This is a genomic window from Salinispora oceanensis (assembly GCF_000383575.1).
In the GTDB taxonomy this organism is placed as follows: Bacteria; Actinomycetota; Actinomycetes; order Mycobacteriales; family Micromonosporaceae; genus Micromonospora; species Micromonospora oceanensis.
The window spans coordinates 789,180-814,810 of record NZ_KB911579.1 but is presented as its reverse complement, the minus strand read 5'-3'; the positions used below and the strand labels follow the sequence as shown (position 1 = coordinate 814,810).

Here is a 25,631-nt window from a genome sequence, read left to right as displayed (position 1 = left end):
GGCCGGGTACGTCCGAGCTGGTGGTGGTGCGGACCGTCAGTCGTCGGGGTCCTGTGCTGCCTTGGGCGGTGGGCCGGTCTCGCGCAGGTGCTTGTTGTGCCGGGGCTCCTGTCGGGTCTTCGCGTCGTTGAGGCGGCGGCGCAGGTCGTCCCGGACGTCGTTGAGTGCCGCCTGCAGGTCCTCCTCCGCGGAGGTGGTGACGATCTTCTGCCGGCCGGCGATCCAGCACTCCAGGGTGACCTTCTGGCCCTTCGTCTCCCGGTTCTTGACCGACACCTCCAGCTCGGTGGCGTCGGCGTGGAAGCTGGCGAGCCGGGCATCGAGCATCCCGAAATGGTCGGCGATCCAGGCCCGGTCGCCCTGCGCGAAGCCGGCCCCCATCCGGAGGCACTCGTTGACGGTGGCCGGGTTGGTGACCCCGCTCATGACTGCGCCTGGCCGGTGCCGGTGGTGATCGTCATCATGATCACTGACCCCTTCGTCCGGTTACGTTCCTTCTGATCTACGTGTACCCAACTTCTTGCGTTCCGGAACATGGTCAATTCTGCTGCTTGCTCCGCTGCTGTCCCAGGGCCAGAGGCCCCTAGCACACGGGCCTTTGAACAGGTTGTTGTCCACACCCTGCTCCGTTGTCCACAGCTCGCCCCCGTGCGATGGCAGTGCCGGACGGCGCCGGACAGGCTCAGGTCGAGCAATCGCGATAACAACCTGACCCGGGAGGGACGATGTTCGACACCCACGTCACGGTGATCGGCACTGCGGTGACCGCGCCCGAGTGGCGGCGCACCAACCAGAGCCAGACCCTGGTGGCCAACTTCAAGGTGGCCTCCACCGCGCGCCGACTGGACCGCGAGAGCGGTCGCTGGGTTGACGGCAACAGCCTCCGCCTTCGGGTCAACTGCTGGCGTCGGCTCGCCGAGGGGGTCGTGACCTCGGTGATGGTCGGCGACCCGGTGATCGTCTCGGGGCGGATCCATACCCGGGACTGGACCGACGATGCCGGCAGCCACCGGACCCACTACGAACTGGAGGCCGTCGCGGTCGGGCACGACCTGTCCCGCGGTCGGGGTCGGTTCCTACGCAACCGACCAGTGGCCACGACCGGCACTACGGCGGATCCCACAGCCGATCCCACGGTGGACCCCGCAGCAGAGCTACAGGTGCCCGATGCGCAGATCGAGTCGGCATCGGTTGCTCCCGCCGACCAGCAAGCCGACCAGCAAGTCGCCGAGGGGATTGAGCTGCCTGCACTGCCCGGCCCCCCGCCCGTTGCCGGTGCTGACCTGGGTCTCCCGGACGCTCCGACTGCTGACCCGGGCCGCGGCGACGCTGGTTCTGGTCAGACCGACGGGTCCGCCGCCGGGATCCCGCACCCGCCAGCGGAGGCGGCCGACGGAGCCAGCCAAGTCGATCCGGCCGGCCTGGGTGCCGAGTCGGCACCCAGCGGTAACCGGGTTCGGCGGGCCCGAGGGCGGGTGTCCGCCTGACGTCAACCAGCCTCGGGCGGTGGTTCGTGTCGGCCGGCGAAAGGGTCTGGTGGGAAAGGGCGTGACGGGGGCGGGGTGCCGGCTGGCGTAGCCGTCACCCCGTGCGTCCACCGGGTGGTCACCCCACAACTGCCACCGGCGGTCACCCCGCACGTCCACCGGGCTGCAACCCACCCGGCACCCTTCGTCCGGGTCGCCGCCCGGCTCCGTCCACCGCCGAAGGAGCTAGCGAGACGGTCGGGCGGGCCGGACATGGGGCTCGGCTACGCTGACCGGCCGGAGGTGATGGGCGTTGCGGCAGGCGACGGTAGCGGGGCTCGTCGCGGGGTACGCGGTGGACGCGCTGGTCGGTGACCCTCGCCGGTGGCATCCGGTAGCCGGGTTCGGCCGCGCGGCGAGTGCCCTGGAGCGGCGGATCTACCGGCCGGACCGGGCGGCCGGCGCGGCCTACACCGCGCTGTCGGTGGGAGCGCCGGTGGCGCTCGGCGCCGCGGCGATGGTCGCCACCCGAGGGCGCCCCTTGGCGCGGGGCGCGGTCGTGGCTGCCGGCACCTGGGCCGTGCTCGGCGGGCGCACGTTGCGCCGGGAGGCGGCGGTGCTCGGTGCGTCGCTGGCCGATGGCGACCTGCCGTCCGCGCGGCAACGCCTGGGACACCTCTGCGGGCGGGACCCGTCAACGCTGGACGAGCCGGAGCTGGCCCGCGCCGCCGTCGAGTCGGTCGCCGAGAACACCTCCGACGCCGTCGTCGCCCCGCTGCTCTGGGGCGCGGTCGCTGGCCTACCCGGGCTGCTGGGCTACCGGGCGGCGAACACCCTCGACGCGATGGTTGGCCACCGCTCCTCCCGGTACGCGCGTTTCGGCACCCCCGCGGCCCGCCTCGATGACCTGCTCAACTTTGTTCCATCCCGGTTGACCGGGCTGCTGACGGTCGCCGTGGCGCCGCTGGCCCAAGGGGACCGGGGTCGGGCCTGGCGGGTCTGGCGCCGGGACCGGAACGACCACCCCAGCCCCAACGCCGGGCAGTGCGAAGCGGCGGTCGCCGGGGCGCTCGGTGTCCGGCTCGGCGGGCGCAACATCTACGCCGGCCGGGTCGAGGTGCGTCCGTTCCTCGGCGACGGCCCACGCCCAGACGCGGGACACCTGCCCCGGGTGGCCCGGATCTCCGCCGCCGTCGGGCTCGCCACGCTCGGGCTCGCCGCGGCGTACCCGCTGACCGCGGGGCGTCTGCTCTCCGCCGTGGGTCGCCGGGCGATGAGCGGCGGCAGCCAACGGGCCCTGCGCGGGCGGCGGCGGTGAGCGGCGGACTGGTGGTCACCGGGACCACCTCGGACGCCGGCAAGAGCGTCCTCACCGCCGGAATCTGCCGCTGGCTGCACCGGCAGGGCGTACGGGTGGCGCCGTTCAAGGCGCAGAACATGTCCAACAACTCGGCAGTCGTGGTCGGGACGGACGGGCGCGGCGGTGAGATCGGACGGGCGCAGGCGATGCAGGCCGCGGCCTGTGGTCTCGCCCCGGAGCTGCGGTTCAACCCGGTGCTACTCAAGCCGGGCAGCGACCGGAGCAGCCAGGTGGTGCTGCTCGGCGAGGCGGTCGACACCCTCACCGCCGGCTCGTTCCGGCAGCTTCGACCCCGCCTCGCCGAAACCGCGTACGCGGCCCTGGCTGACCTGCGGGCGGCCTACGACGTGGTGATCTGCGAGGGAGCAGGTAGCCCGGCGGAGATCAACCTTCGGGCCGGGGACTACGTCAACATGGGGCTGGCCCGGCACGCCGAGCTGCCCGCGATCGTGGTCGGGGACATCGACCGGGGTGGGGTGTTCGCCTCCATGTTCGGCACGGTGGCCCTGCTGGAACCGGCCGATCAGGCGTTGGTCGCCGGATTCGTCATCAACAAGTTTCGCGGCGATCTGGGCCTGCTGGCGCCGGGCCTGGACATGCTGCACCAGGTCACCGGAAGGCCCACCTACGGGGTGCTGCCCTGGTCGCTCGACCTCTGGCTCGACGCGGAGGACTCGCTGGCGTACGGGCGGGTACTCGGCCGTCCGGCCGCACCCCGCGGCAGCGACTGGCTGGACGTGGCCGTGGTCCGGCTGCCCCGGATCAGCAATGCCACCGACGTCGAAGCGCTCGCCACCGAGCCGGGTGTGCGGGTGCGCCTCACCGTCGAGCCCGCCGAGCTCGCCGCCGCCGACCTGGTTGTGCTACCTGGTTCCAAGGCGACGGTGGCGGATCTGGCCTGGCTGCGCCAGACCGGCCTCGCGGATGCCGTGCTCGCCCACGCCGCCGCCGGACGGCCCCTGCTCGGCATCTGCGGAGGCTTCCAGATGCTCGGCCGCCGCATCAACGATCCAGTGGAGAGCGGGGAGGGCAGCGTACCCGGTCTGGGGTTGCTGCCGGTCGAGGTCACCTTCGACCCGAGCAAGACGGTCCGGCAGTCGGCCGGCACCGGGTGGGATGGTGTCCCGGTCCGCGGTTACGAGATTCACCACGGGTACGTCTCGGCCGCCGACCCCGACCTCTCCCCGCTCTTCGCGTACGCCGACGGCACCGGTGAGGGCGCGATCGCCGGGGCGGTGTACGGCACCCACTGGCATGGCGCCTTCGAGTCGGACGGGTTCCGCCGCCGGTTCCTGACCGAGGTGGCCCGGCAAGCGGGCCGCCATGGGTTCCGAGCGGCCCCGGACATCTCCTTCGCCGGCGCCCGCGAACGCTCCCTGGACCTGCTCGGGGACCTGGTCGAGGAGCACCTGGACACGGTCGCACTGTGGCGGCTGATCGAAACCGGACCGCCGTCGGGCCTGCCGTTCATTCCGCCGGGCGCACCCGCCGGGGATCCAGTCGCCTGACCGGCAGTCGCCCGACGGTGACCCGTCTGACGATGGCCCGGCCGTCTGGCGGGGAGTTAGTCCCAGTGTCACTCGCGGACGTCGGCGGGGCGGTCGGAGATCGGGAGTCCCGCCTCCCGCCAGGCCTGCACCCCTCCGATGATGTCCGTGGCGTGACGTAGGCCCAGCGCGCGTAGGCCCGCCACGGCCAGACTGGAGCTGTAACCCTCCCGGCACACCACCACGACCTCCCGGTCGTACCGGGTGGCCTCCGGGATCCGCCAGGTACTGGCCGGGTCCAGCCGCCACTCCAGCACCGCCCGCTCGATGACGATCGCACCGGGCAGCTCACCCTGTTCTGCCCGCTGCCGTTCGGCGCGGGTGTCGATCAGCAACGCCCCGGCGCGGATCGCCTCGACGGCCTGGTGCGGGGTCAGCCGGCGCACCCCGGCGCGGGCCTGCTCCAACAGGGCATCAACGCCTGGACTCATCACGCTGTGGGACACCAGCCGATCATGCCGCCCGCGCCCGACGACGCGGGGTCGAACGGCGTCGGCCAGCGGCACGACCGCCCGAACGGGCGACGGACCGAGGTGGCGCGGCTCCGCCGCCGGATACGGTCAGGCCGTGGCGGTAGCGGTGATGGAGTCGTACGCCCGGCTGGCAGAGCGGGTGTATGCGGCGCCGGCGCGGTTGGGGAAGACCCGGCTGGTGGCTGTGGACGGACCCAGCGGTGCGGGCAAGAGCTGGTTCACGGCGCGGCTCGCCGATGCGCTCGCCGCCGGGCCCGGCCGGGCCCGCCCGGCGGTGATCCACACCGACGACCTGCTCGACGGCTGGGCTGACCAGCTCACCTTCTGGTCCCGGCTGGAGGAGTGGGTGCTGGCGCCGGTGCGGGCGGGGCGGGCGGGGGAGTACCGGCGGTTCAGCTGGGTCCGGCGGTCATTCCTGCCCCGCCCGGTGCCGGTGCCGGTGTCACCGGTCCTGCTGCTGGAGGGGGTGAGCGCGGCGCGGGCCGCGGTGGCGCCGGAGTTGAGCCTCGCCGTGTTCGTGACCGCCCCGGAGCAGCTGCGGCTCACCCGGGCGGTGACCCGGGACGGCCCGGGGATTCTGCCGGAGCTGCGTCGCTGGCACGCGGGTGAGCGGGTCCACTTCGCCGCCGACGGCACCTGCAGCCGGGCGGATCTGGTGGTGGACGGCGCGCCGGTGTTGCCCCACGACCGCGCCCGGTACTACCTGCGGCGCGGCCGGTCGGTAAGGGCGGCATACGATGCCGGTCATGACAACACCGATCATGTCCGAGTCTGACCTGCGGGCCGCGCTCGAGCGGGAGCTGCCCGGTGTCCGGGCGGACCTCGAGCGTCTTGTCCGGATCCCGAGTATCGCGTTCGACGGCTTCGACCACACCCACGTGGAGCGTTCCGCGGCAGCGGTCGCGGAGCTGCTGCGGGACTGCGGCCTCGAGGTGCGGCTGGCCCGCTCCGGTGGGCAGCCGGCCGTGATCGGGACGAAGGCGGCGCCGCCCGGTGCCCCGACCGTGCTGCTCTACGCCCACCACGACGTGCAGCCGGTCGGCGACCGGTCGCTGTGGGAGTCGGACCCGTTCGAGCCGGTGGAGCGGGACGGCCGCCTCTATGGCCGCGGCGCCGCCGACGACAAGGCGGGCATCATGGCGCACATCGCGGCGCTGCGGGCATTCGGTGACTCGCTGCCGGTGGGCGTCGTGCTGTTCATCGAGGGCGAGGAGGAGTACGGCTCCGACTCGCTGGCGGGGCTGCTCACCGAGTACCGGGACGAGATCGCCTCGGACGTCATCGTGATCGCCGACTCCACCAACTGGGACATCGGCGTGCCGGCACTGACCACGTCGCTGCGTGGGATCGTGAACTGCTTCGTCGAGGTCCGCACGCTGGAGCACGCCGTACACAGCGGCATGTACGGCGGCCCGGTGCCGGACGGGCTGACCGCGCTGGCCCGGCTGCTCGCCACCCTGCACGACGACGCCGGGAACGTGGCCGTGGACGGGCTGGTCAGTCGCGGCGGTGCGGCGGTGGACTATCCGGAGGACCGCTTCCGCGCCGAGGCGGGGCTGGCGGAGGGCGTGCAGTTCATCGGCACCGATCGGATCACGGACCGGCTCTGGACCAAGCCGGCCCTGGCGGTACTCGGTATCGACGCGCCGGCCACCGGGGAGGCGCCGAACGCCCTGGTCCCGGCCGCGAAGGCCAAGCTGAGCCTGCGGCTGGCACCGGGTGATGACCCCAAGCGGGCGTACGCGGCGCTTCGAGCGCACCTGAGCAAGCACGCTCCGTGGGGCGCGCAGGTGTCGGTCACCCTGGAGCACGATGGCGACCCGAGCCACATCGACGCCTCCGGCCCGATGTTCGACGCGGCCCGCTCCGCGTTCCGTACCGCCTGGGACGGCACGGACCCCGTGGACATCGGGGTCGGCGGTTCGATCCCGTTCATCGCCACGTTCCAGGAGATGTTCCCGCAGGCGGCGATCCTGGTGACCGGCGTGGAAGATCCGTACGCCCAGGCACACGGCCCGAACGAGAGCCTGCACCTGGGGGAGTTCGCCCGGGTGTGCCTGGCCGAGGCGCTGTTGTTGCGTAACGTCGCCACGGCTGGTCAGGACTGAGCTCCAGCGCTGGCCGGGACTGAGCTCCAGCCGGGACCTGGCTTCAGCAGGGACCTGGCTCCCAGCAGGACTGACCCCCTGCTGGGCTGGCCCTGGGTGCCTCCAGGTCGGTCCGGCAGCGCTCGGCGTTCCGAGCGGGTCTGCAGGCGGACGCGCCGGCGGTGGGTGGTCGCCCCGCAGGCGCGTCCCAGCCGTCCCGAGTGTCGGAACCATAACGTCCTGTTCTGGCTGGGCGTTTCCGGCGTGTCGGTCACCCGGGTGGTATAGCCTTCGTACATGAGTACGAACGAGGTGATGGCCCGCCTGGAGGCCGCCGTCAGTGCTTTGGGGGACGTTGACGTCTCCGCGTGGTCCGATGAGTCACTCAAAGAGCGGCTCGGTCAGCTCTCTGTCGCGCTGGTCGCACTCGATTCGACGCTCGCTCGGGTCGCTGACGGGGTGCGCGCCCGGGGACTGCGCATCGAGGAGCCCGTCTCGGTCTGACGCCGGGCTGCGCCGCCCGCCAGTGGTGCCGGTGTGGCGGCGCGGACGCCGTACGCAGGCTCAGGTGGAGGCTGCTTCGGCCGTCCGGTCGGTGGGACGTTCGCGCACCGTTCCGGACCGTCGCTGGGCCTCCCGCCGGGCGAAGTAGCCGAAGCCCAGCAGCGTCATCCCGGCGAAGATCCACCACTGCACCACGTACCCGTAGTTCTGCCAGTTGTTCGTGTAGCCGACCGGGACCGGCTTGAAGGTCGAATCGGCGGTCGGGGTTTGCTGATCGAGCAGCACATACCCGCCGTAGATCGGGTACGGCAGCTCCCCGCCCAGCTGGGACAGGCTGACGCGGCGGGTCTCCAGTTTGCCGTCGCGGCGGGTGACCGGAAGCGAACCGCCCTCACCGAGGCGGATCCGGCCGGTCACGGTGACTGTGCCGGCGGGAGCCGCGGGCACGGTCGGTTGGGCGGTGGCGTCACCGCCCGACGGGGGCGGGACCCAGCCCCGGTTGACCAACACGGCCGTGCCATCGGTTAGCAGCAGTGGGGTCAGTACCTCGAAGCCGACCGTGCGGTCCAGTGAGCGCCCGCGGACCAGGATCACGTTCGCGGTGTCGTACCGCCCGGTGACGTTGACCTTCGTCCAGGTTCGTTCGGTGGTGGGGGCGGGCCCGACGGTGCCGGGGTTCCCGGTTGGGGCGGCTACCGCCTCGGACAGTGGTACCGGGTCCATCCGCTGGCCGGCGTCAATCCGTTCGTTGATCGCGGTGCGGTCGTGGTAGCGAGCCAGTTGCCAGTCGGCGAGCAACACCATGATCACCGCCGCGACCAGGGTCAGCGCGAGCGCGCCCAGCCAGCGTGGCGTCAAGAGGAACCGGTACACGGCCATGAGGTTACCCGTAGCCGTAGCGGGTTGATCGGTGCGACCACCGGTGGTCGCCACCCGGCCCGGGTCGGCACCCCAGGTCAGCCGACAATCGCGTCCGAGGGAGGTGTGAAGTCGCGGGTTGGTTTGTCCTCAAGTGCGTCGCGCAGGGTGTTCGCGACCGCGTGGATGGGAATCTGCGACTGACCGTCACCGACGGCGTTGAAGGGGTTGTCCGGATCGGAGATGAAGCTGGCCGCGGCCAGTTCGGGCGTGAATCCGACGAACCAGGCCGACCGGGTGCTGTCGGTGGTACCGGTCTTGCCGGCCACCGGACGGCCCACGGTGCCCCGGACGCTGTCCGCCGTTGACCAGCCGCCGCAGCCGCCCCGGGCCGGGGAGTCGCCGGTGGGGCACCGGGCGGCGTCGGTGGCGGCCCGGGCGGCGTCAGCGCTGACCACCTGGCGACAGCGGGGCTTGGCGACCTCCCGCTCGATTCCGCCCGCAGTCCGGTAGATCGCCGGTGTGCCGTCCCGGTCGTAGATCGCCTGCACCGGGATCGCCTCGCAGTAGCGGCCCTCGGCGGCGACGGCACCGTAGGCGTTCGCCATTTCCAGTGGGGTGGCGTCAGAGACCCCCAGGGTGAACGCGCCCCAGGTCTTCGCGTTCGCCGGAGCGGCGTGGTGTCGGTCCACATCGGTGCGCCAACGCAGCCCCAGTTGTTCGGCGAGGCGTACCGCCCGGTCTGCCCCGACTTGCTCCTCAAGCCAGACGAAGTACGTGTTGACCGATTTGCCGAAGCCGGACCACATGGTCTGCATTCCGGACATGGCGCCGCTCGCGTTCGACGGGGCCCAGCCGTTGTAGACCTCCGACCGGTACCGGTACGGCGCGTTGAAGGTGGTGTTCAGGGTCATACCCGAATCGAGGGCGGCGAGCAGCGGGAACATCTTGAAGGTTGATCCCGCCTGGTAGCCGGGGAGGTCACCGCCGCCAAGCAGGGGTGCGACCGTGTTCGGGTAGTTGGCCTTGACCTTCGGGCCGGCCTCCGGGTTGGAGCTGAGCGGATTCCCGTCCAGGTTCAGGGAGTACGTCCGGTTCACCGCCATCGCCTTGAGCCGCCCGGTGCCGGGCTCCGTGAGCACGATGCCGTTGGCGTACGGGCTGCCCGTTCTCCCCTTCGTGCCGACGTTCTTCTCCGCCGCCTCCTGAATCTTCGGGTCCACGCTGAGCACGATCCGGTACCCGCCCCGACGCAGCTTGTCCATCCGCTCCAGGCGGTTCTCGCCGAACGCGGGCTGCGCACTCCACCAGTTCTTCACGTAGTCGCAGATGAATCCCCAGCTGTTCCACTCCTGGGGCACCGACGCGCAGTCGTTGGACGGGTAGCTCAGGGTCAGCTCGATCGGTTCGGACTTGGTGCTGGCGGCGGCGTCCGGTGAGAGGTATCCGAGGTCGGTCATCCGGTCCAGGATGTAGTTGCGGCGGGCGGTCGCCTCCTTCTGGTCGGAGCTGGCCGGGTCAAACCGGGATGGCGACTTGACCAGTCCGGCGAGGGTGGCGGCCTCGACCACGGTGAGGTCCTTCGGGGTCTTGGAGAAGTAGATCTCGCTGGCGGCGTAGATGCCGTAGGCGCGATGCCCGAAGTATGCGGAGTTGAGGTATCGCTCCAGGATCTGCTCCTTGGTCAGCTCCTTCTCCAGGTCCATGGCCAGCCGCATCTCCCGGATCTTGCGCAGGCTGGTCTGCTGGGTCGCCTCCTGTACCTCCTTCGGGGTGGTGGCGCTGTCCCGCAGGGCCATCCGGACGTACTGCATCGTGATGGTGGAGGCGCCCTGGGAGATGCCGTTGGAGCGGGCGTTGGCCACGAAGGCGCGGGCGATGCCCTTGGGGTCGACGCCGCTGTGTTGGTAGAAGCGGGCGTCCTCGGCGGCGATGATGGCGTGCTGGATGTTCGGCGACACGTCGCCGAGCTTTGTGTACTGCCGGTACTCCTCGTAGAACATCGTCAGGACGGTCTTGCCGTCCGGCGCGTACAGGTACGAGGTCTCGGCTGGCAGGGCCGTTTTGAGGATCTTGGCCTTGTGTTCCATCGCATGCGCCGTGACCTTGGCGCCGAGGCCGGCTGCGGCGGCGATCGGGTAGGCCAGGGCGGCGATGATGATGCCGGCGATGAGCCCGGCGCGGAGAAGTGGGACGAGACGACCGGCGGCAGCAAGGGGACGGTTGCTCACAGGGCCAAGTTATGACATTTCCGATTCGTACTAGAGAAATATTCATTAACCCGTCGTTCGTGACGCGGCCCACGTCGCGATCCGCTGTGCCACGCGCCCCCTTCCCGGCAGGATCGCGGTCATGCGTACGCAGTCGAGCAGGGGAGGGGCCCTGCCGTCGGACACCCTGCCGGGTAGTCCGGCGGACAGTCCGGCGGCGCCCGAACCCGATCTTGGGCACCATGGAGATGTCGAGGCCGTACCCGGTCTGATCGACCTCGCGGTGAACGTGCGCCAGGCTCCGATGCCGGACTGGCTGGCCGACCCGATCACCGCTGCCCTCGGTGACCTGGCCCGGTACCCGCACTCCGCTGCGGCGCGGGCCGCCGTCGCCGCCCGGCACGGTCGACCACCGGCGCAGGTGCTGCTCACCGCCGGTGCGGCCGAGGGATTCGTGTTGATCGCCCAGGCGCTGCGTGGGGTCCGCCGCCCGGTGGTGGTGCACCCGCAGTTCACCGAGGCGGAGGCGGCGCTGCGTGCGGCCGGACACCGGGTCGAGCGGGTGCTGCTCGACCCCGACGACGGATTCCGGCTCGACCCCGCCCGGGTACCGGCCGATGCCGACCTGGTCCTGATCGGTAACCCGACGAACCCGACCTCGGTGCTGCACCCGGCCGTCGACCTGGCCGCGCTCGCCCGGCCCGGCCGGGTGCTCGTGGTGGACGAGGCGTTCGCCGACACCACCCTCGCGCCCGGAGTCGCCGGCGAGCCGGAGTCGCTTGCTGCCCGGTCCGACCTGCCCGGCCTGCTGGTGGTGCGGAGCCTCACCAAGACGTGGGGGCTGGCCGGGCTGCGCGTCGGCTACCTGCTCGGTGCAGCGGACCTGCTGGACCGCCTGGCCGCCGTACAGCCGCTGTGGCCGGTCTCCACCCCGGCCCTCGCTGCCGCGACGGCCTGCGCCGGTCCCGAAGCGGTGCGAGCTGAGCGCCAGATCGCGGCCGACCTCGCCACCGACCGCGACCACCTCCTCGCCCGCCTGGCGGCCATACCCGGGGTACGCGTCGTCGGCCGGCCAGCGAGCGCCTTCGTCCTCGTCCACCACCCGGGCGCCGACGCGGTACGCCGTACCCTGCGTGATCGAGGCTGGGCAGTACGCCGCGGCGACACCTTCCCCGGGCTGGGCCCGGACTGGCTGCGGATCGCGGTCCGCGATCCGGCGACGACCGACGCCTTTACCACCGTGCTGGCCGAGATTCTGGAGGGATGATGCTGGAGACGACGAGGGCGGCGATCGCACCGCTCGACGAGCAGGCGATGGCTGCCGCCGCGGACCTGCAGCGCCGGCTGACCAAACCCGCGGGCTCCCTCGGGGTGCTGGAAGACCTCTCCCTTCGCCTCGCCGGCCTGGCCGGCGCCTGCCCACCGCCGCTACCCGAGCCGGCCGCGGTGGCCATCTTCGCCGGCGACCACGGGGTGCACGCCCAGGGCGTGACGCCCTGGCCGCAGGAGGTCACCGGGCAGATGATCGGCAACTTCCTTGCCGGCGGGGCGGTGGTCAACGCCTTCGCCCGGCAGGCCGGCGCCGCGGTCACCGTCGTTGACGTCGGGGTCGCCACGCCCCCAACACCCAGTACGGCCGTGCCGCCCGGCCCGGCTCCGGCCGGCGGAGCCGGACCCCGGTTGGTCGAGGCGAACGTCCGGCGCGGCACCCGGGATCTGGCCGTCACCGCCGCCCTCACCCGCGATGAGGCCCGGGCCGCGGTGGAGACGGGCATTCAGGTCGCCGGTGAACTCGTCGATGCCGGAGCCGCCATCCTGCTCACCGGGGATATGGGTATCGGTAACACCACGCCGGCCGCCGCGCTGATCGCGGTCTTCGCCGAGGCCGACCCCGCCGCGGTGACCGGCCGCGGCACCGGAGTGGACGATCCGACGCACCAGCGCAAGATCGAGGTGGTCCGGGCGGCGCTGCGCCGGCATCAGCCGGACCCGACGGACCCGCTGGGCGTGCTGGCCGCGGTCGGCGGCCTCGAACACGCCGCCCTCACCGGGTTGATCCTGGGCGCCGCCGCCCGCCGGGTGCCGGTGCTGCTCGACGGCGTCATCGCCGACTCGGCCGCGCTGGCGGCCGCGGCCTTCGCCCCGGCCGCCACCGGCGCGATGGTGGCCGGCCACCGCTCGGTCGAGCCGGGAGCCACGGTGGCGCTGCGCCGACTGGGGCTGACCCCCCTGGTCGACCTCGGGCTGCGCCTCGGGGAGGGCACCGGAGCGCTGCTGGCCCTACCGGTGGTCGCAGGGGCCGTCCGCGTGCTGCACGAGGTCGCCACCTTCGACTCGGCGGGGGTGGCGCAGAAATGAGTGCACTGCCCGTCCGGCCGGACGGGACGGCGGCGTGAGCGGCAACCCGTACCCACTCGGTCTGCGGCTGGCCGGCCGGCGGGTGGTCGTCGTCGGTGGCGGAGTCGTGGCCACCCGCCGGGTGCCGGCGTTGCTCGACGCGGGCGCGGATGTCCTCCTGGTAGCGCCGGAGCTGACCCCGGCGCTACGCGCCCACGCCGACGCCGGTCGGCTGCGCTGGCAGCGGCGGCGGTTCGCCGCGGATGACCTCGAAGATGCCTGGCTGGTGCAGGTCGCAGTCGATGACCCGGGCGCCGCCGCCGCGATCAGCGCGGTGGCCGACGAGCGGCGGATCTTCTGTGTTCGGGCCGATGATCGCGCCGCCGCCACCGCGTGGACGCCGGCGGTGACCCGGCAGGGCCCGGTGACGGTGGCGGTTCTCGGCGGCGGTGACCCCCGCCGATCGATGGCCGTCCGGGACGCCGTCCGAGATCTGCTCGCCGCCGGGCCGGGTCGGCTGGCCCCGCCGCCGGCCGATGCCGATGCCGATGCCGGCGAGGCCCCGGGGCCGGTGCACCCAACCCGCCGCCCTGGGCACGTCGCCCTGGTCGGCGCGGGACCGGGTGACCCGGAGCTGATCACTGTCAAGGGGCGGCGGCTGCTCACCGAGGCGGAGGTGGTGGTCACCGACCGGCTCGTGCCCGGGCTGCTCCTGGACGAGCTGGGCCCCGAGGTGGAGTTGGTGGACGCGACCAAGATTCCCTACGGCCCGGCCCGTACCCAGGAGGAGATCAACCGGATCCTGGTGGACCGGGCCCTGGCCGGCAGGGCCGTGGTCCGGCTCAAGGGGGGCGACCCGTACGTCTTCGGTCGCGGTGGCGAGGAGCTGCTGGCCTGCGCCGAGGCGGGCGTACCGGTGACGGTGGTACCCGGAGTGACCAGCGCCATCGCCGCCGCGGCCGGGGCCGGCGTCCCGGTGACCCACCGGGCGGTCGCACACGAGTTCACCGTGGTCTCCGGGCACGTTCCGCCGGATTCGTCCGCCTCAATGGTGCGGTGGGAGCACCTCGCCGGGCTGCGTGGCACGTTGGTGATTCTGATGGGACTGAAGAATCTGGCGGCGATCTCCGCGACGCTGGTCTCCCACGGTCGCTCGGCCCAGACCCCGGCCGTGGTCGTGCAGGAGGGCACGACCGGCGCTCAGCGTACGATCCGCTCGACGCTCGGCGTGGTGGCGGCCGACGTGGCTGCGGCGGGCATCCGCCCCCCGGCGGTCGTGGTCGTTGGCGACGTGGTCGGGGCGCTGGACTCCTGAGGGCGGCCGGACGCTCGTGTTGGCGGCCCGGCGCTCGTGGTGACGGCCGGCGCTCGTGGTGACGGCCCGGTGCGGGCCGCCACCACGAGGAGACCCGACCGACGTGGGGTGCGCCGGCTGTCGGGGCCGCGGCTCACTGCTTGAGCATGTTGTCCAACAGTAGAGCGCAGCGGATCACGCCGAGGTGGCTGTAGGCCTGTGGATGGTTGCCCAGCCCGCGCTCGGTCAGTGGGTCGTACTGCTCGGGCAGCAGCCCGGTTGGTCCAGCAGTGTCGATCATTTGGGAGAACAGCTCCTCCGCGTCGCCGCGGCGGCCCGTACGCAGGTACGCCTCGATCAGCCACGAGGTGCAGATGTGGAAGCCGCCCTCCCGGCCGGGTAGGCCGTCCTCCCAGTGGTAGCGGTAGACCACCGGGCCGCTGCGCAGATCTGCCTCGATCTTGAGGACAGTGGAGACGAACCGGGGGTCGTCCCCGGGGAGCAGGCCGGAGAGGCCGATCCAGAGCGAGGAGGCGTCACTGTCCTCATGCCCGTACGCGACGCTGTAGGCCTCGGCCTGCTCGTGCCAGCCGAACTCGAGCACGTTGGCGCCGATCCGGTCCCGTAGCTCCACCCACTCGGGCTGCTCCTCACCGCCGTGCTTGCGGACGACGTGCAGCGCCCGGTCGACGGTCAGCCAGCACATCACCTTCGAGAAGATGTGGTGTCGGGGCGCCAGGCGCGCCTCCCAGATGCCGTGGTCCGGCTCGTGCCAGCGGCGGCGGACCGCCTCCACCATGTTCTCCAGGACCCGCCACTCGTCGTCCCGGACGGAGCCACGAGCGTCGGCCACGGCCGCGATCAGGTCGGCGATCGGACCGAAGACGTCGAGTTGGAGCTGGTGGTTGGCGAGGTTGCCGACCCGGACGGGCCGGGAGCCGGCGTAGCCGGGCAGGGTGTCGATGACCGCCTCGGCGCCCAGTTCGTAACCGTCAACCGTGTAGAGCGGGTGTAGCCGTTCGGGGTGCCCACCGGTGCGGTCAACGACTCCGTCGATCCAGCGCAGCAGCGCCTCGGCCTCCTCGGTGGAGCCGAGGTCGACCAGAGCGCGGGCGGTCAGCGCCGCGTCCCGGAGCCAGCAGTAGCGGTAGTCCCAGTTGCGCACGCCGCCCAGCTCCTCGGGGAGGGAGGTGGTGGCGGCGGCCAGGATCGACCCGCTTGGCTGGTGGCACAGCCCGCGGAGGGTGAGCGCGCTGCGGGCGACCAGGTCCCGGCCGGTGGTCGGCAGCCGCAGGGTGGCCACCCAGTCCTTCCAGGGCTGCTCCGCCGCGGCCTGCCGTTCGTGAATCGGCTGCCGGTGGTGTTCCAGGCTGTGGGTGCCGAAGCGCATCTCCAGCACGATCGGCCCATTGGCGGCGGCGAGGTCAACGACGGCCTTCGCCGTCTCGTATACGCCGTCGCCGACCACCTCCCAGGTGACGCCGGGGGAGTAGAGCGCGACCGGGTGGTTGGAGCCGAGTACCAGCAGCCCGTCGTCGAGCGGTTGGAGCTGGACGGCGACCTGGCCGAACTCGGGCCGGGGGGCGAACTCCAGCTGCGCCCGGCCGCGTCCGGTGAGCACCCGGACCAGGGCCGAGTCGGCGCTGACGATCGCCGGTCCGTCCGGTGTGGTCTCGGTGTCCGGGGTGTCCAGCCAGTCGGTCACGGTCAGGCCGGACCACCGGGTCTCCACGGTCATCGTGTTCGGGCGGTAGCGCTGGCCGAGTGGGATGCCACCGCGCTCCGGCATGACGCTGAAGTAGCCGGCGGGGCTGCCGCCGACCAGGTCGGCGAAGATCGCCGCCGAGTCGGGCTTGGGATTGCACAGCCAGGTGACCTTGGCTTCGGGGGTGAGGAGCGCGACTGTGCGGCCGTTGGCCAGCATCGAGTGCCGCTCGATCGGCACCGCCCGCTCGCCGAAGAGCCAGTTCCGTCGGGTCTCCAGTAGCAGGCCGAGGGCGCGGGCGGCCTCGATCGGCTCGGCTACCCGATACTGCGCCTTGGTCTCGCCGGGCCCGATCTTGATGCCGACATCTGGTCCGTGCAGGTTGCCGAAGGCGTTCTCGTCGGTGACATCATCGCCGATGAACAGCACCGCGCTGGCGGAGAGCTGGGTACGCAGCTGGTCAACGGCGGTGCCTTTGTGGGTGGCGACCACCGACAGCTCGATGACCTCCTTGCCCTGGGTGACGGTGACGTCGTCCCAGGTCGCGGGGCCGTTGCGGACCGCCTCGACGGCTGCGGCGGCGACCTGCGGGTCAACCCCGCGGGTGTGTACGGCGACACTGGCCGGTTTGCGCTCCAGCCGAATCCCGGGGTGGGCGGCGACGATCTCGTGCAGCGCTTCGCGGAGCCGGGTGCGGACGGCGACCAACTCGGGCGAGAGCCGTTCGACGAAGCCGATGTCGAACTCGGAGCCGTGGCTGCCGACGAGATGGACCTCGCTGGGCAGCCGGGACAGGGCGGCCAGGTCACGTAGCGCCCGCCCGGAGACGACCGCCACGTTGGTCTGCGGTAGCGAGGCGAGTGCCCGCACCGCCGCCGCGGCCTCCGGCAGCGGTACGGCCCGGCTCGGGTCCTCAACGATCGGGGCGAGGGTGCCGTCGTAGTCACAGGCGATCAGCAGCTGGGGGACGCGGGCGATGCGACCGATCGCGGTGCGCAGCTCCTGCTCCAGGCCGCCACCGACCGGGTTGTTGAGTGTGGTGCCGGTGCTCACGAGGCATCCGGTCCCGGTACGCCGAGTTCGGTGAGGAAGGACTTCGCCCAGTGCCCCACGTCGTGGGTGCGCAGATGACGTTGCATTGTCCGCATGCGGCGACGGGCCTCCGGCTTCTCCACGTGTACGGCCCGCAGCAGGGCCTCCTTGACCGCGTCCGGGTCGTGCGGGTTACACAGGAACGACTGGCGCAGCTCGGTGGCTGCGCCGGCGAATTCACTCAGCACGAGCGCGCCACCCCGGTCGGCGCGCGCTGCTACGTACTCCTTGGCCACCAGATTCATTCCGTCTCGCAGCGGGGTCACCATCATCACGTCGGCGGCGACGTACATCGCGGCCAGTTCGGTGCGACTGTACGACTGGTGCAGATAATGCACCGCCGGTACCCCAACCCGGCCAAATTCGCCATTTATCCGACCAACCTCGCGCTCCACCTTGACGCGAAGTGCCTGGTAGTGCTCCACCCGTTCCCGGCTCGGCGTCGCCACCTGCACCATAACCGCATCCGGAACTGTCAACTTTCCGTCAGAGAGCAGCTCGCGGAAGGCTTTGAGTCGTAACTCGATGCCCTTGGTGTAGTCGAGCCGGTCGACCCCCAGGATGATCGTGCGTGGGTTCCCCAGCTCCTCGCGGATCTCCTCCGCCCGCGCCCGGATCGCCGGATCCACCGCGAGTCGCTCCATCTCCTGCGTGTCGATGGAGATGGGGAACGCGCCCGCCTTCACCCGGCGGCCGTCGACCTGGATCATCTGCCCCTCGTAGCGCAGCCCGAGCAGGTGCCGGGCGAGTCGGACGAAGTTCTGCGCCGCCAGCCGCTGCTGGAAGCCCACCAGATCGGAGCCGAGTAGCCCGCGGAGGATCTCGGTGCGGAACGGCATCTGCATGAACAGCTCGATCGGCGGGAACGGGATGTGCAGGAAGAAGCCGATCCGTAGGTCGGGGCGGAGCTCGCGGAGCATCGCCGGCACGAGCTGGAGCTGGTAGTCCTGCACCCAGACCGTGGCACCCTCCGCCGCGACATCCGATGCCGCCTCCGCGAAACGGGCGTTCACCAGCCGGTAGGTCTCCCGCCAGCGGCGCTTGTAAACCGGGGTCTCGACCGCGTCGTGGTACAGCGGCCAGATCATGGCGTTGGACTGCCCCTCGTAGTAGCGCTCCAACTCCTCCGAGCTCAACGGCACCGGATGCAGCCGGATGCCCTCCAGATCGAACGGCTCCGGCGCGGCCCCCTTACCGCCGGCCCAGCCCACCCAGGTGCCGTGGTGCTCGGCGAGGACAGGATGCAGTGCGGTCACGAGCCCACCCGGGCTACGTCGCCACTGCCGTCCCTCGGGTGTGCTCACCTCGTCAACGGGCAGTCGATTGGCCACTACGACAAAGGAGCTGCGGACGGTCACGTTGGGCCACCTCCGGGTGCTGACGAATCCCCCGCGACGAGCGTACTGAGCGTAGCCGCGGCGTCTGGTGTACCGTGCCGGACTTAGCTCACCCGCTTGTCGGCACTGAACCCCAAACGTGATCTTGTTGACAATTCTGTGGGACTGGCGGGCGGCACGACCGGGCGCCAGCCCGGCGGGGTGATGTGGGCGCAGCGGGGGTGACCTGTCAGGATTGACGGCGGGCCGGAATGATCGGCCCCGCCGACGGGCGACCTCGGCTCCGCATCCGCGGCCGGCCCGCCCGCGTTAGACCACACCCGTTGATCGATGGAGGGTAGCCCGCACCGTGGCCCAGTACATCTACGTCCTGGAAAAGGCGCGCAAGGCGCACGGCGACAAGGTCGTGCTCGACAACGTGACGCTGAGCTTCCTGCCGGGTGCCAAGATCGGTGTGGTCGGCCCGAACGGCGCCGGTAAGTCCAGCCTGCTGAAGATCATGGCGGGGCTGGACCGGCCGAGTAACGGTGAGGCTCGGCTGATGCCCGGCTACACCGTCGGCATGCTGGCCCAGGAGCCGCCGCTCAACGACGCGAAGACGGTCCTCGGCAACGTTGAGGAGGCGGTCGCGGAGACCAAGGCCAAGCTGGAACGGTTCAACAAGATCGCCGAGCAGATGGCCACCGACTACTCCGACGAGTTGATGGCGGAGATGGGCCGCCTCCAGGAGGAGCTGGACCACGCCGACGCGTGGGACATCGACTCCAAGCTCGAACTGGCCATGGACGCGTTGCGCTGTCCGCCGCCGGACGCCGACGTGACCCAGCTCTCCGGTGGGGAGCGGCGTCGGGTCGCCCTCTGCAAGCTGCTGCTGGAGACACCCGACCTGCTCCTGCTCGACGAGCCCACCAACCACCTCGACGCGGAGAGCGTGCAGTGGCTGGAGCAGCACCTGGCCAAGTACGCCGGCACCGTCATCGCGATCACGCACGACCGTTACTTCCTGGACAACGTGGCCGGCTGGATCCTGGAGCTGGACCGGGGTCGGGCCGTCGGCTACGAGGGCAACTACTCCACCTACCTGGAGAAGAAGGCGGCCCGGCTGGCGGTCGAAGGCCGGCGGGACGCCAAGATGAAGAAGCGGCTCTCCGATGAGTTGGAGTGGGTCCGCTCCAACGCCAAGGCACGCCAGACCAAGTCCAAGGCCCGTCTCGACCGGTACGACGAGATGGCCGCCGAGGCGGACAAGACCCGCAAGCTGGACTTCGAGGAGATCCAGATCCCACCGGGTCCGCGTCTGGGTAGCTCCGTGATCGAGGCGCAGAACCTCACCAAGGGCTTCGGCGACCGGGTGCTGATCGACGACCTGAGCTTCTCGCTGCCGCGCAACGGCATCGTCGGCATCATCGGCCCGAACGGCGTCGGGAAGACGACCCTCTTCAAGACCATCGTCGGGCTGGAGCAGCCGACCACGGGCAGCGTGAAGGTCGGTGACACCGTCTCCCTGTCGTACGTGGACCAGACCCGGGCGGGTCTGGCCGGGGACAAGACCGTCTGGGAGGTCGTCTCCGACGGCCTGGACCACCTGATGGTGGGCAAGGTCGAGATGCCGTCGCGGGCGTACATCGCTGCTTTCGGTTTCAAGGGGCCGGACCAGCAGAAGCCGACCAAGGTCCTCTCCGGGGGCGAGCGCAACCGGCTCAACCTGGCGTTGACGCTCAAGATCGGCGGAAACGTGATCCTGCTGGACGAGCCGACCAACGACCTGGACGTGGAGACCCTCTCCAGCCTGGAGAACGCGTTGCTGGACTTCCCCGGCTGCGCCGTGGTCATCTCCCACGACCGGATGTTCCTGGACCGGGTCGCCACCCACATCCTGGCCTGGGAGGGGGATGACCAGAACCCGGCGAGGTGGTTCTGGTTCGAGGGCAACTTCGAAGCGTACGAGAAGAACAAGATCGAGCGGCTCGGCGCCGAGGCGGCCCGGCCGCACCGGGTCACCTACCGCAAGCTCACCCGCGACTGAGACATGGCGGACCGATTCGTCTACCAATGCACGCTCCGCTGGTCTGACCTGGACGCGTACGGGCACATCAACAACTCGCGCTTCCTCACCCTCTACGAGGAGGCGCGGGTGGCCCTGATGTTCGCCGGGGGTCGGGCTTGGGGCGTTGGCTCGTTCGCCGATGGTGTGGTGATTCGGCGGCACGAGGTCGACTACCTGCGGCCGGTCGACTACGCGCTCGGTCGGGCCACTGCGGAATCGGCCCCGACCGTCCGGATCGAGCTCTGGGTATCGGAGATCCGGGCCGCCTCCGTTACCGTCGACTACGAGATGTACGACGGTGACTTGTTGGTCAGCCGGGCTCGGTCGGTGCTGGTGCCGTTTGACCTGAGCCGGCAGCTGCCGCGCCGCCTCTCCGCCGAGGAGCGGGCCTTCCTGCGCACCTACCTCATCCCGGAAGGGGCGGCGTGACCGGCCCGGACACCGTCGGGCGGGATGGCCACCCGAACCCGGTGCCGGGTGCGGTGGGTCATGGGCTGACTGGTGTCGCTGATGCGGGCGCGTTCCTGGCCCGGCTGGTCCGGCTGGACCGGGGGGCGTTGGTGCGGTTGCGAACCGCCAGTGGGTCGGAACGGACCGCCCTCTGGGCGCGGCTGCCGTGGGGGGTGCTGGTGGTCCACACGGTGGCCGGCGGTGGCCCCGGTGACGCCACTGTTGCCGCCGGTGAGCTTCTGGCGGAGTTGACTGCGGGCGGCTCGGCGCTGCCCGTGCGCCGGGACGCACAGTGGCGCTGGCCGCTGCCGCCGCCTGCCAGCCGGCGGGTGGAGACGCTCCCCGCGGCCGAGTTGCGGCGGGTGGCCGAAGCCGCGGCGGCGGCGCTCAGGGATGCTGCCGGGCGTGGAGTGGGGGGCAGAGCGCTCGGGGAGCGGGCGATGCGTGATGCTCTCCTGGATCATGTGCCGGTGGTCGTCACTCCGGATGACTCTCCCGCCGCGCCGGTCGAGGTGCCTCAGCGGTTGGTCCAGGGCCTGGTGCGGATGGGCTTTCTCGGTGCGCCGGAGGCGTCGGGGGGCGTGCAGGTTCGGGCGGCCGGCCGATGGGTCGGTCTAGTTGGTCCCTACGGGGCAGTATGGTTGCAGAGGGTGACAGATCTAACCGTTCGCCCTATCCTTGGTCAGCAGTCCGGGTGATCCCCCGTCGTCCTTCTGTTCTGGGGAGCTGATTAGGGGGGTGCTTCTTCCCGGCTGTCCGGGTACCGTCCATCCTCGGATCCAACGCAGCGTTAAGGGCTGGATCCGCTGGGGAGTGAGGTGGGTGAGCGATGCCGTGGTGGTCGTGGCGCCCCGGTTCCGCTGACGGCGGTGAGCCGGACAGCCGGAGCAGGGTCACAGTGGAGGACACGGTCCGGGTCAGTCCACCGGCTCCCCGACAACCGGGCGACAGTTTTACCGGAGTCGACCGTTCTCCGGCCACAGACGCAGCTGTCCCGGACGCGTCTGCCACGGTCGCACCGGTCACGCTCAGCCGGATCAGCGCCGCGCTCGACCGGCTCGACGTGCGCTACCTGGCCGACGGCGACGGAAACCTACTGGCGATGTGGGAGCGGCACGCGGTTCTGGTCGCGCTCGAAGGCCCGGACGACGAGATCCTGGTGCTGCGCGTTCGGCCGCACGCGACCGTTCCGCCGGATTGGGAGGATCGAGCCTACCGGGTCGTCAACGAGTGGAACCACACTCGTCGCTTCTGTAAGGCGTACATCGGAGATCCCTCCGAACGCGGCCAGCTCCCGATCTATGCCGAGCTACAGGTGCCGTTCGCCGCTGGCGTGCACGACGCGCTCCTGGTCGAAATGATCGACTGTGGGGCGGCGGTAGCCACCAGCTTCGTTGACTGGCTGCATGACGAGGGCGCCCTACTCTGACCGTCCTGCGGTGGCCGCCCGGTCTCCTGGGTCACGCCGGCGTGGCCGGGTCCTCCAGCGTGTTCACCATGAAGTACGCCGCTCGCTCCAGGTAGTCCCAGAGCGCGGTGGTGAGCTCCGGGGGGAGGCCCAGCCGGTCCACCGCCTGCCGCATGTGCCGCAGCCAGGCGTCTCGTTCCGCTGCGCCGATCCGAAACGGTGCGTGCCGCATCCGCAGGCGAGGGTGCCCCCGCTGGGCGGAGTAGGTGTTCGGTCCGCCCCAGTACTGCATCAGGAACAGGGTGAGCCGCTCCGCGGCGGGCCCCAGATCCTCCTCTGGGTACATCGGACGCAGCAGCGGATCGTCGGCGATGCCGGCATAGAACTCGTCCACCAGCCTGCGGAAGGTGGGCTCGCCGCCAACCGCGTCGAAGAAACTCGTTGAGGGGGCGGGGTTGCCCGATTCGCTCGCGGGATGCACGGCCCCATCCTGCCAGGTTCCGGCGGCCGTCCGACGCTGGCCGGGCGTGGGCCGAATCACCTCCCCGCCCTGTCTCCGAACCGGTCAGGACACCGTGTCGCGGTGCCGTTCCCGGGCGTCCCGCTGGCCCCCGGCGGGGCTGTTGACCGGCTGGTCACCAGGGTGGTCCGGTCCCGGACGGGGGGCGGGCGGTGCCGGATCGGGTGCGTCAGCTCGCGAAGTCGCTTCGATCGCGGCGTCAACCTTCGCCTGACTCGGCCACGACAGCACCACGGCGGTCATCAGTAGCACCCCGGCGCTGCTCCAGAGGCCGACCACGAGCGGGATGGAGAAACGCTCGGCGAGCAGCCCGGTTACCAGAACCGCCAGGCCCTGGATCACCTGCATGCCGGAGGCCATGACCCCGAAGGCACGAGCTCGGAAGCCGTCCGGCAGCGCCTGGACGAACAGGCCGTTCGCCGTTGGCAGCAGCCCGGCGACGGCGAATCCGCACCCGGCGGCCAGTAGCGCCACCACTATCGGTGACGGGTCGAGCAGGGTGGGAACCAGAAGCAGCGGAGCGAGCACTGCCAGTGGGCGCATCAGGGCGATCCGTCGGGCCGGTGCGACCAGGCGGCCGACGACCAGGCCGCCGAGGATGTACCCGGCCGGGACGGCGGCCATGATGACCGCCTGGGCGAGGCCCTGATCCATGTCGTCGGCGTGCTGGCCGGCCCACGCCGCCGCCAGCCCCTCCGGGACGATGGAGAAGAGCATGGCGCTGAACACGAGGATCGCGATGGCACGTAACACGGGCTGGCCGAAGACGATGCGGAATCCCTCGCCGGTCTCCCGCAGCAGGTGGCTGCGGTGCGCAGCCTTCATCGCCGTTGGGCGGGCGATCACCCCGAGGCGGATCAGCGTGGCGGACACGGCGTAGGTCGCCGAGGTGACCAGTAGGGCGAGGGTGGGGCTGGCCGCCGCGATCGCCGCGCCAAGCAGGTAGCCAACCACCTGCGCGGCCTGACCGACGCTGGCGTTGATCGACATTCCGACCACGAGGCGATCACCGGTCAGGATCCGTGGCAGCAGCGCCGACCGGGCGGCCTGGCCCGGTGGGTTGGCGAGGGTGGCGGTGAAGAGGAGCGCCAGAATCAGCGGAGTCGGCATCCCGGGTACCGCGATGACCAGCAGTAGTACCATCCGGATCAGGTCGCAGGTGACCATCACGGCTCGGTGGGGATGCCGTTCGGCGACGGTCGCGAGCAGCGGACCGCCGACCAGCCAGGGCAGGTAGCTGATGGCGAATGCCGCCGCGGAGAGGGCTACCGACTCGGTCTCCCGATAGACCAGGAGGGTCACCGCAGCCTTCGCGAGGTAGTCACCAACCCAGGAGAGGACTCCGGCCGTCAGAACAAATCGGTACTCGCGCTGGGCGAACACCTCCCTGAAGGTGGCCGGACGGGCCGGAGAAGGTTGGCCGTTGGGCACCATCGCCTCCATCATTCCCAGACCAGGCACTTCTGAGTTGCCGAGCCGAGAAGCATCGTCCGATTCGTCGATCAGCGAGGAAATTTCTCCGCTGTCGGGGAGCTGTATCGGATTCTGCCGGAATCACCGACGAGCAGCCAGGGTGAAATGGTTGATCGTCGGATCGCCGACTGAACGAAAGGAGGATAGTCGAAGGGGTAGTCGACCGAAACCGCCGCTTCGGTCACGGCGCGCCGCTGGCATCGCCGACCCGGGACGCCTGCGCCGGTAGGCCCGGGAACCGGGCTGCGGCGATCTTATCGGTGAAGCCGGAATTCTCCAGCGCGCCGGCCAAACGGCGACGCAGTTCCCGGCCGACGGCGAACTGACCCTCCGCCGTTGTCTTCACCACGGTGCGGATCACCGCGCCGTCCATCGTCATCTGCTCGACACCCAAGACGTCGGGCGGTTCGATGACCTCCGCCGCCAACTCCGGGTCTACCGCGACCGATGCGGCCGCCTCCCGCAGCACCGCTGTCGCCTCCTCGGTGCTGGCGAAGCCAATCGGCAGGTCCACCACGACCAGCGCCCAGCCCTGACTCTTGTTGCCGACCCGGATGATTTCTCCGTTGCGGATGTACCAGAGGACCCCGCGTGCGTCGCGTACCGTCGTCACCCGCAGGCCGACCGACTCCACAAAGCCGGTCGCCTCACCGAAGTCGACCGTGTCCCCGACGCCGTATTGATCCTCGATCAGCATGAACAGCCCGGCGATCAGGTCCTTCACCAGACTCTGCGCGCCGAAGCCCAAGGCCACCCCGACGATGCCGGCGCTGGCGAGCAGCGGCGCCAGTTCGAAGCTGAATTCCTTGAGCACCATCAGCAACGCGATGCCGAAGATGAATGCCGTGGAGAGGCTGCGCAACACCGAGCCGATCGCCTCGGCGCGCTGTCGGCGCCGCTCCGGCACGAACTCACCCGGCTCGGTGGCCGTGGCGGGGATTCGTTCCCGCAACGGTCGCAGCATCGTCGGCATGCCCGCGCTGCTGGTGCTACGGACCAGGCGCTTGATCGTCCGGCTGATCAGCCACCGGGCCACCAGGGCCAGCACCAGAATCAGTGCGATCCGGAGTGGCTTGATCAAAATCCAGTAGCTGCCCTCGGCGAACCACACGGCGCCGGTCAGGTCGTGGAGAACGGCGCAGAGCGGCTCCTCGAGACACGTCGCGCTGGGCTCATCCGTAGCGAGGGAGTCGGTGGTCGCGGCCGGAACGATGGAGACATCCACCCTGCCTTCGTACCGCAGCCGGCTCCGGTCGCCGCGCGCGGCCCGCCGACGACGGTGAAAGGCGGCCGGCGGGCCCAGGCCGGGTCGTTCCGGCCAGCCCCCAGCGGGGTACCCCCGATTAACACGTGCAATCCCGAGCCTTATCAGGGACGATTGGCGCACGGACGGCGATGATCTGGGGGCCGACGTCCGGCCGGTGGGTCGCTGCGCCCGTTTCCGTCCGGTGGTGCGAGCGAGG

General features: G+C 70.9%; 22 protein-coding genes. 13 read left to right on the top strand and 9 right to left on the bottom strand.

What is annotated here, in order from left to right; translation table 11 throughout:
* Positions 1-36 precede the first annotated feature (36 nt).
* On the bottom strand, positions 37-426 hold the full coding sequence (locus tag SALPAC4_RS0103520) for an HPF/RaiA family ribosome-associated protein (protein ID WP_019869189.1): 390 nt from the start codon (positions 424-426) through the stop codon (positions 37-39).
* Positions 427-725: 299 nt separating this feature from the next.
* Here SALPAC4_RS0103520 and SALPAC4_RS0103515 point away from each other — a divergent pair, with 299 nt between their 5' ends.
* The 3 genes from SALPAC4_RS0103515 to SALPAC4_RS0103505 all read left to right on the top strand — a co-directional run bounded on the left by SALPAC4_RS0103515 (position 726) and on the right by SALPAC4_RS0103505 (position 4,334).
* Entirely contained in the window at positions 726-1,487 is a 762-nt protein-coding gene (locus tag SALPAC4_RS0103515) for a single-stranded DNA-binding protein (protein WP_019869188.1), read from the top strand.
* Positions 1,488-1,779: 292 nt separating this feature from the next.
* The gene (locus SALPAC4_RS0103510; protein ID WP_019869187.1) at positions 1,780-2,784 is read left to right on the top strand and encodes a cobalamin biosynthesis protein; all 1,005 of its coding nucleotides are present in this window, start codon (positions 1,780-1,782) and stop codon (positions 2,782-2,784) included.
* Complete coding sequence (locus SALPAC4_RS0103505; protein WP_019869186.1) at positions 2,781-4,334, top strand: cobyric acid synthase; 1,554 nt, start codon at positions 2,781-2,783, stop codon at positions 4,332-4,334. Before SALPAC4_RS0103510 ends, SALPAC4_RS0103505 begins: the two co-directional genes overlap by 4 nt.
* A gap of 68 nt (positions 4,335-4,402) precedes the next feature.
* On the opposite strand, the gene SALPAC4_RS0103500 is transcribed toward SALPAC4_RS0103505, so the two are convergent.
* Entirely contained in the window at positions 4,403-4,879 is a 477-nt protein-coding gene (locus SALPAC4_RS0103500) for a rhodanese-like domain-containing protein (protein WP_018732765.1), read from the bottom strand.
* A 61-nt stretch (positions 4,880-4,940) separates the two neighbouring features.
* Here SALPAC4_RS0103500 and SALPAC4_RS0103495 point away from each other — a divergent pair, with 61 nt between their 5' ends.
* The 3 genes from SALPAC4_RS0103495 (at position 4,941) to SALPAC4_RS0103485 (ending at position 7,437) form a co-directional block, all read left to right on the top strand.
* On the top strand, positions 4,941-5,621 hold the full coding sequence (locus SALPAC4_RS0103495; RefSeq protein ID WP_019869185.1) for a uridine kinase family protein: 681 nt from the start codon (positions 4,941-4,943) through the stop codon (positions 5,619-5,621).
* Positions 5,608-6,954 (top strand): dipeptidase, encoded by a 1,347-nt coding sequence (locus tag SALPAC4_RS0103490; RefSeq protein WP_019869184.1) that lies wholly within the window; start codon positions 5,608-5,610, stop codon positions 6,952-6,954. Before SALPAC4_RS0103495 ends, SALPAC4_RS0103490 begins: the two co-directional genes overlap by 14 nt.
* A gap of 276 nt (positions 6,955-7,230) precedes the next feature.
* Positions 7,231-7,437: a hypothetical protein gene (locus SALPAC4_RS0103485; protein ID WP_018252110.1), complete on the top strand. Its 207-nt coding sequence runs from the start codon at positions 7,231-7,233 to the stop codon at positions 7,435-7,437.
* A 60-nt stretch (positions 7,438-7,497) separates the two neighbouring features.
* Here SALPAC4_RS0103485 and SALPAC4_RS0103480 read toward each other — a convergent pair whose 3' ends face one another.
* Together SALPAC4_RS0103480 and SALPAC4_RS0103475 are read right to left on the bottom strand one after the other, a co-directional pair.
* Positions 7,498-8,316, bottom strand: coding sequence for an SURF1 family cytochrome oxidase biogenesis protein (locus SALPAC4_RS0103480; RefSeq protein WP_019869183.1), 819 nt, complete (start codon positions 8,314-8,316; stop codon positions 7,498-7,500).
* 77 nt (positions 8,317-8,393) lie between these two features.
* Positions 8,394-10,526 carry a transglycosylase domain-containing protein gene (locus tag SALPAC4_RS0103475; RefSeq protein ID WP_019869182.1) on the bottom strand — a complete coding sequence of 711 codons (2,133 nt, stop codon included), beginning with the start codon at positions 10,524-10,526 and terminating at the stop codon, positions 8,394-8,396.
* Between the two features lie 121 nt (positions 10,527-10,647).
* On the opposite strand from SALPAC4_RS0103475, the gene cobC reads away from it, so the two are divergent.
* Genes cobC through cobA form a run of 3 tightly spaced genes read left to right on the top strand, consistent with a single transcriptional unit; the run spans position 10,648 to position 14,157 of the window.
* On the top strand, positions 10,648-11,772 hold the full coding sequence (gene cobC, locus SALPAC4_RS0103470) for an Rv2231c family pyridoxal phosphate-dependent protein CobC (RefSeq protein ID WP_019869181.1): 1,125 nt from the start codon (positions 10,648-10,650) through the stop codon (positions 11,770-11,772).
* On the top strand, positions 11,772-12,863 hold the full coding sequence (cobT, locus tag SALPAC4_RS0103465; RefSeq protein ID WP_019869180.1) for a nicotinate-nucleotide--dimethylbenzimidazole phosphoribosyltransferase: 1,092 nt from the start codon (positions 11,772-11,774) through the stop codon (positions 12,861-12,863). The genes cobC and cobT overlap by 1 nt, the downstream gene beginning before the upstream one ends.
* A gap of 34 nt (positions 12,864-12,897) precedes the next feature.
* Positions 12,898-14,157, top strand: coding sequence for a uroporphyrinogen-III C-methyltransferase (gene cobA, locus SALPAC4_RS0103460; RefSeq protein WP_019869179.1), 1,260 nt, complete (start codon positions 12,898-12,900; stop codon positions 14,155-14,157).
* Positions 14,158-14,290: 133 nt separating this feature from the next.
* Here cobA and otsB read toward each other — a convergent pair whose 3' ends face one another.
* Positions 14,291-16,894, bottom strand: coding sequence for a trehalose-phosphatase (otsB, locus tag SALPAC4_RS0103455; RefSeq protein WP_019869178.1), 2,604 nt, complete (start codon positions 16,892-16,894; stop codon positions 14,291-14,293).
* Positions 16,891-18,291, bottom strand: coding sequence for an alpha,alpha-trehalose-phosphate synthase (UDP-forming) (locus SALPAC4_RS0103450; RefSeq protein ID WP_018732775.1), 1,401 nt, complete (start codon positions 18,289-18,291; stop codon positions 16,891-16,893). The genes otsB and SALPAC4_RS0103450 overlap by 4 nt, the downstream gene beginning before the upstream one ends.
* Before the next feature lie 328 nt (positions 18,292-18,619).
* Between SALPAC4_RS0103450 and ettA the strand changes: the two genes are divergently transcribed.
* The 4 genes from ettA to SALPAC4_RS0103430 all read left to right on the top strand — a co-directional run bounded on the left by ettA (position 18,620) and on the right by SALPAC4_RS0103430 (position 22,196).
* Positions 18,620-20,296, top strand: coding sequence for an energy-dependent translational throttle protein EttA (gene ettA / locus SALPAC4_RS0103445; protein WP_019869177.1), 1,677 nt, complete (start codon positions 18,620-18,622; stop codon positions 20,294-20,296).
* A 3-nt stretch (positions 20,297-20,299) separates the two neighbouring features.
* Positions 20,300-20,746 carry an acyl-CoA thioesterase gene (locus SALPAC4_RS0103440; RefSeq protein ID WP_019869176.1) on the top strand — a complete coding sequence of 149 codons (447 nt, stop codon included), beginning with the start codon at positions 20,300-20,302 and terminating at the stop codon, positions 20,744-20,746.
* Positions 20,743-21,465, top strand: a complete 723-nt coding sequence (locus SALPAC4_RS0103435; protein WP_019869175.1) for a hypothetical protein — start codon at positions 20,743-20,745, stop codon at positions 21,463-21,465. Before SALPAC4_RS0103440 ends, SALPAC4_RS0103435 begins: the two co-directional genes overlap by 4 nt.
* A 131-nt stretch (positions 21,466-21,596) precedes the next feature.
* Positions 21,597-22,196 (top strand): type III secretion system chaperone family protein, encoded by a 600-nt coding sequence (locus SALPAC4_RS0103430; protein ID WP_018732778.1) that lies wholly within the window; start codon positions 21,597-21,599, stop codon positions 22,194-22,196.
* Between the two features lie 31 nt (positions 22,197-22,227).
* On the opposite strand, the gene SALPAC4_RS0103425 is transcribed toward SALPAC4_RS0103430, so the two are convergent.
* The 3 genes from SALPAC4_RS0103425 to SALPAC4_RS0103415 all read right to left on the bottom strand — a co-directional run bounded on the left by SALPAC4_RS0103425 (position 22,228) and on the right by SALPAC4_RS0103415 (position 25,393).
* Positions 22,228-22,716, bottom strand: a complete 489-nt coding sequence (locus SALPAC4_RS0103425) for a globin (protein ID WP_019869174.1) — start codon at positions 22,714-22,716, stop codon at positions 22,228-22,230.
* A gap of 24 nt (positions 22,717-22,740) precedes the next feature.
* Positions 22,741-24,129 (bottom strand): MFS transporter, encoded by a 1,389-nt coding sequence (locus SALPAC4_RS0103420; protein ID WP_027644737.1) that lies wholly within the window; start codon positions 24,127-24,129, stop codon positions 22,741-22,743.
* Between the two features lie 220 nt (positions 24,130-24,349).
* The gene (locus SALPAC4_RS0103415; RefSeq protein WP_019869172.1) at positions 24,350-25,393 is read right to left on the bottom strand and encodes a mechanosensitive ion channel family protein; all 1,044 of its coding nucleotides are present in this window, start codon (positions 25,391-25,393) and stop codon (positions 24,350-24,352) included.
* Between the last annotated feature and the right edge of the window lie 238 nt (positions 25,394-25,631).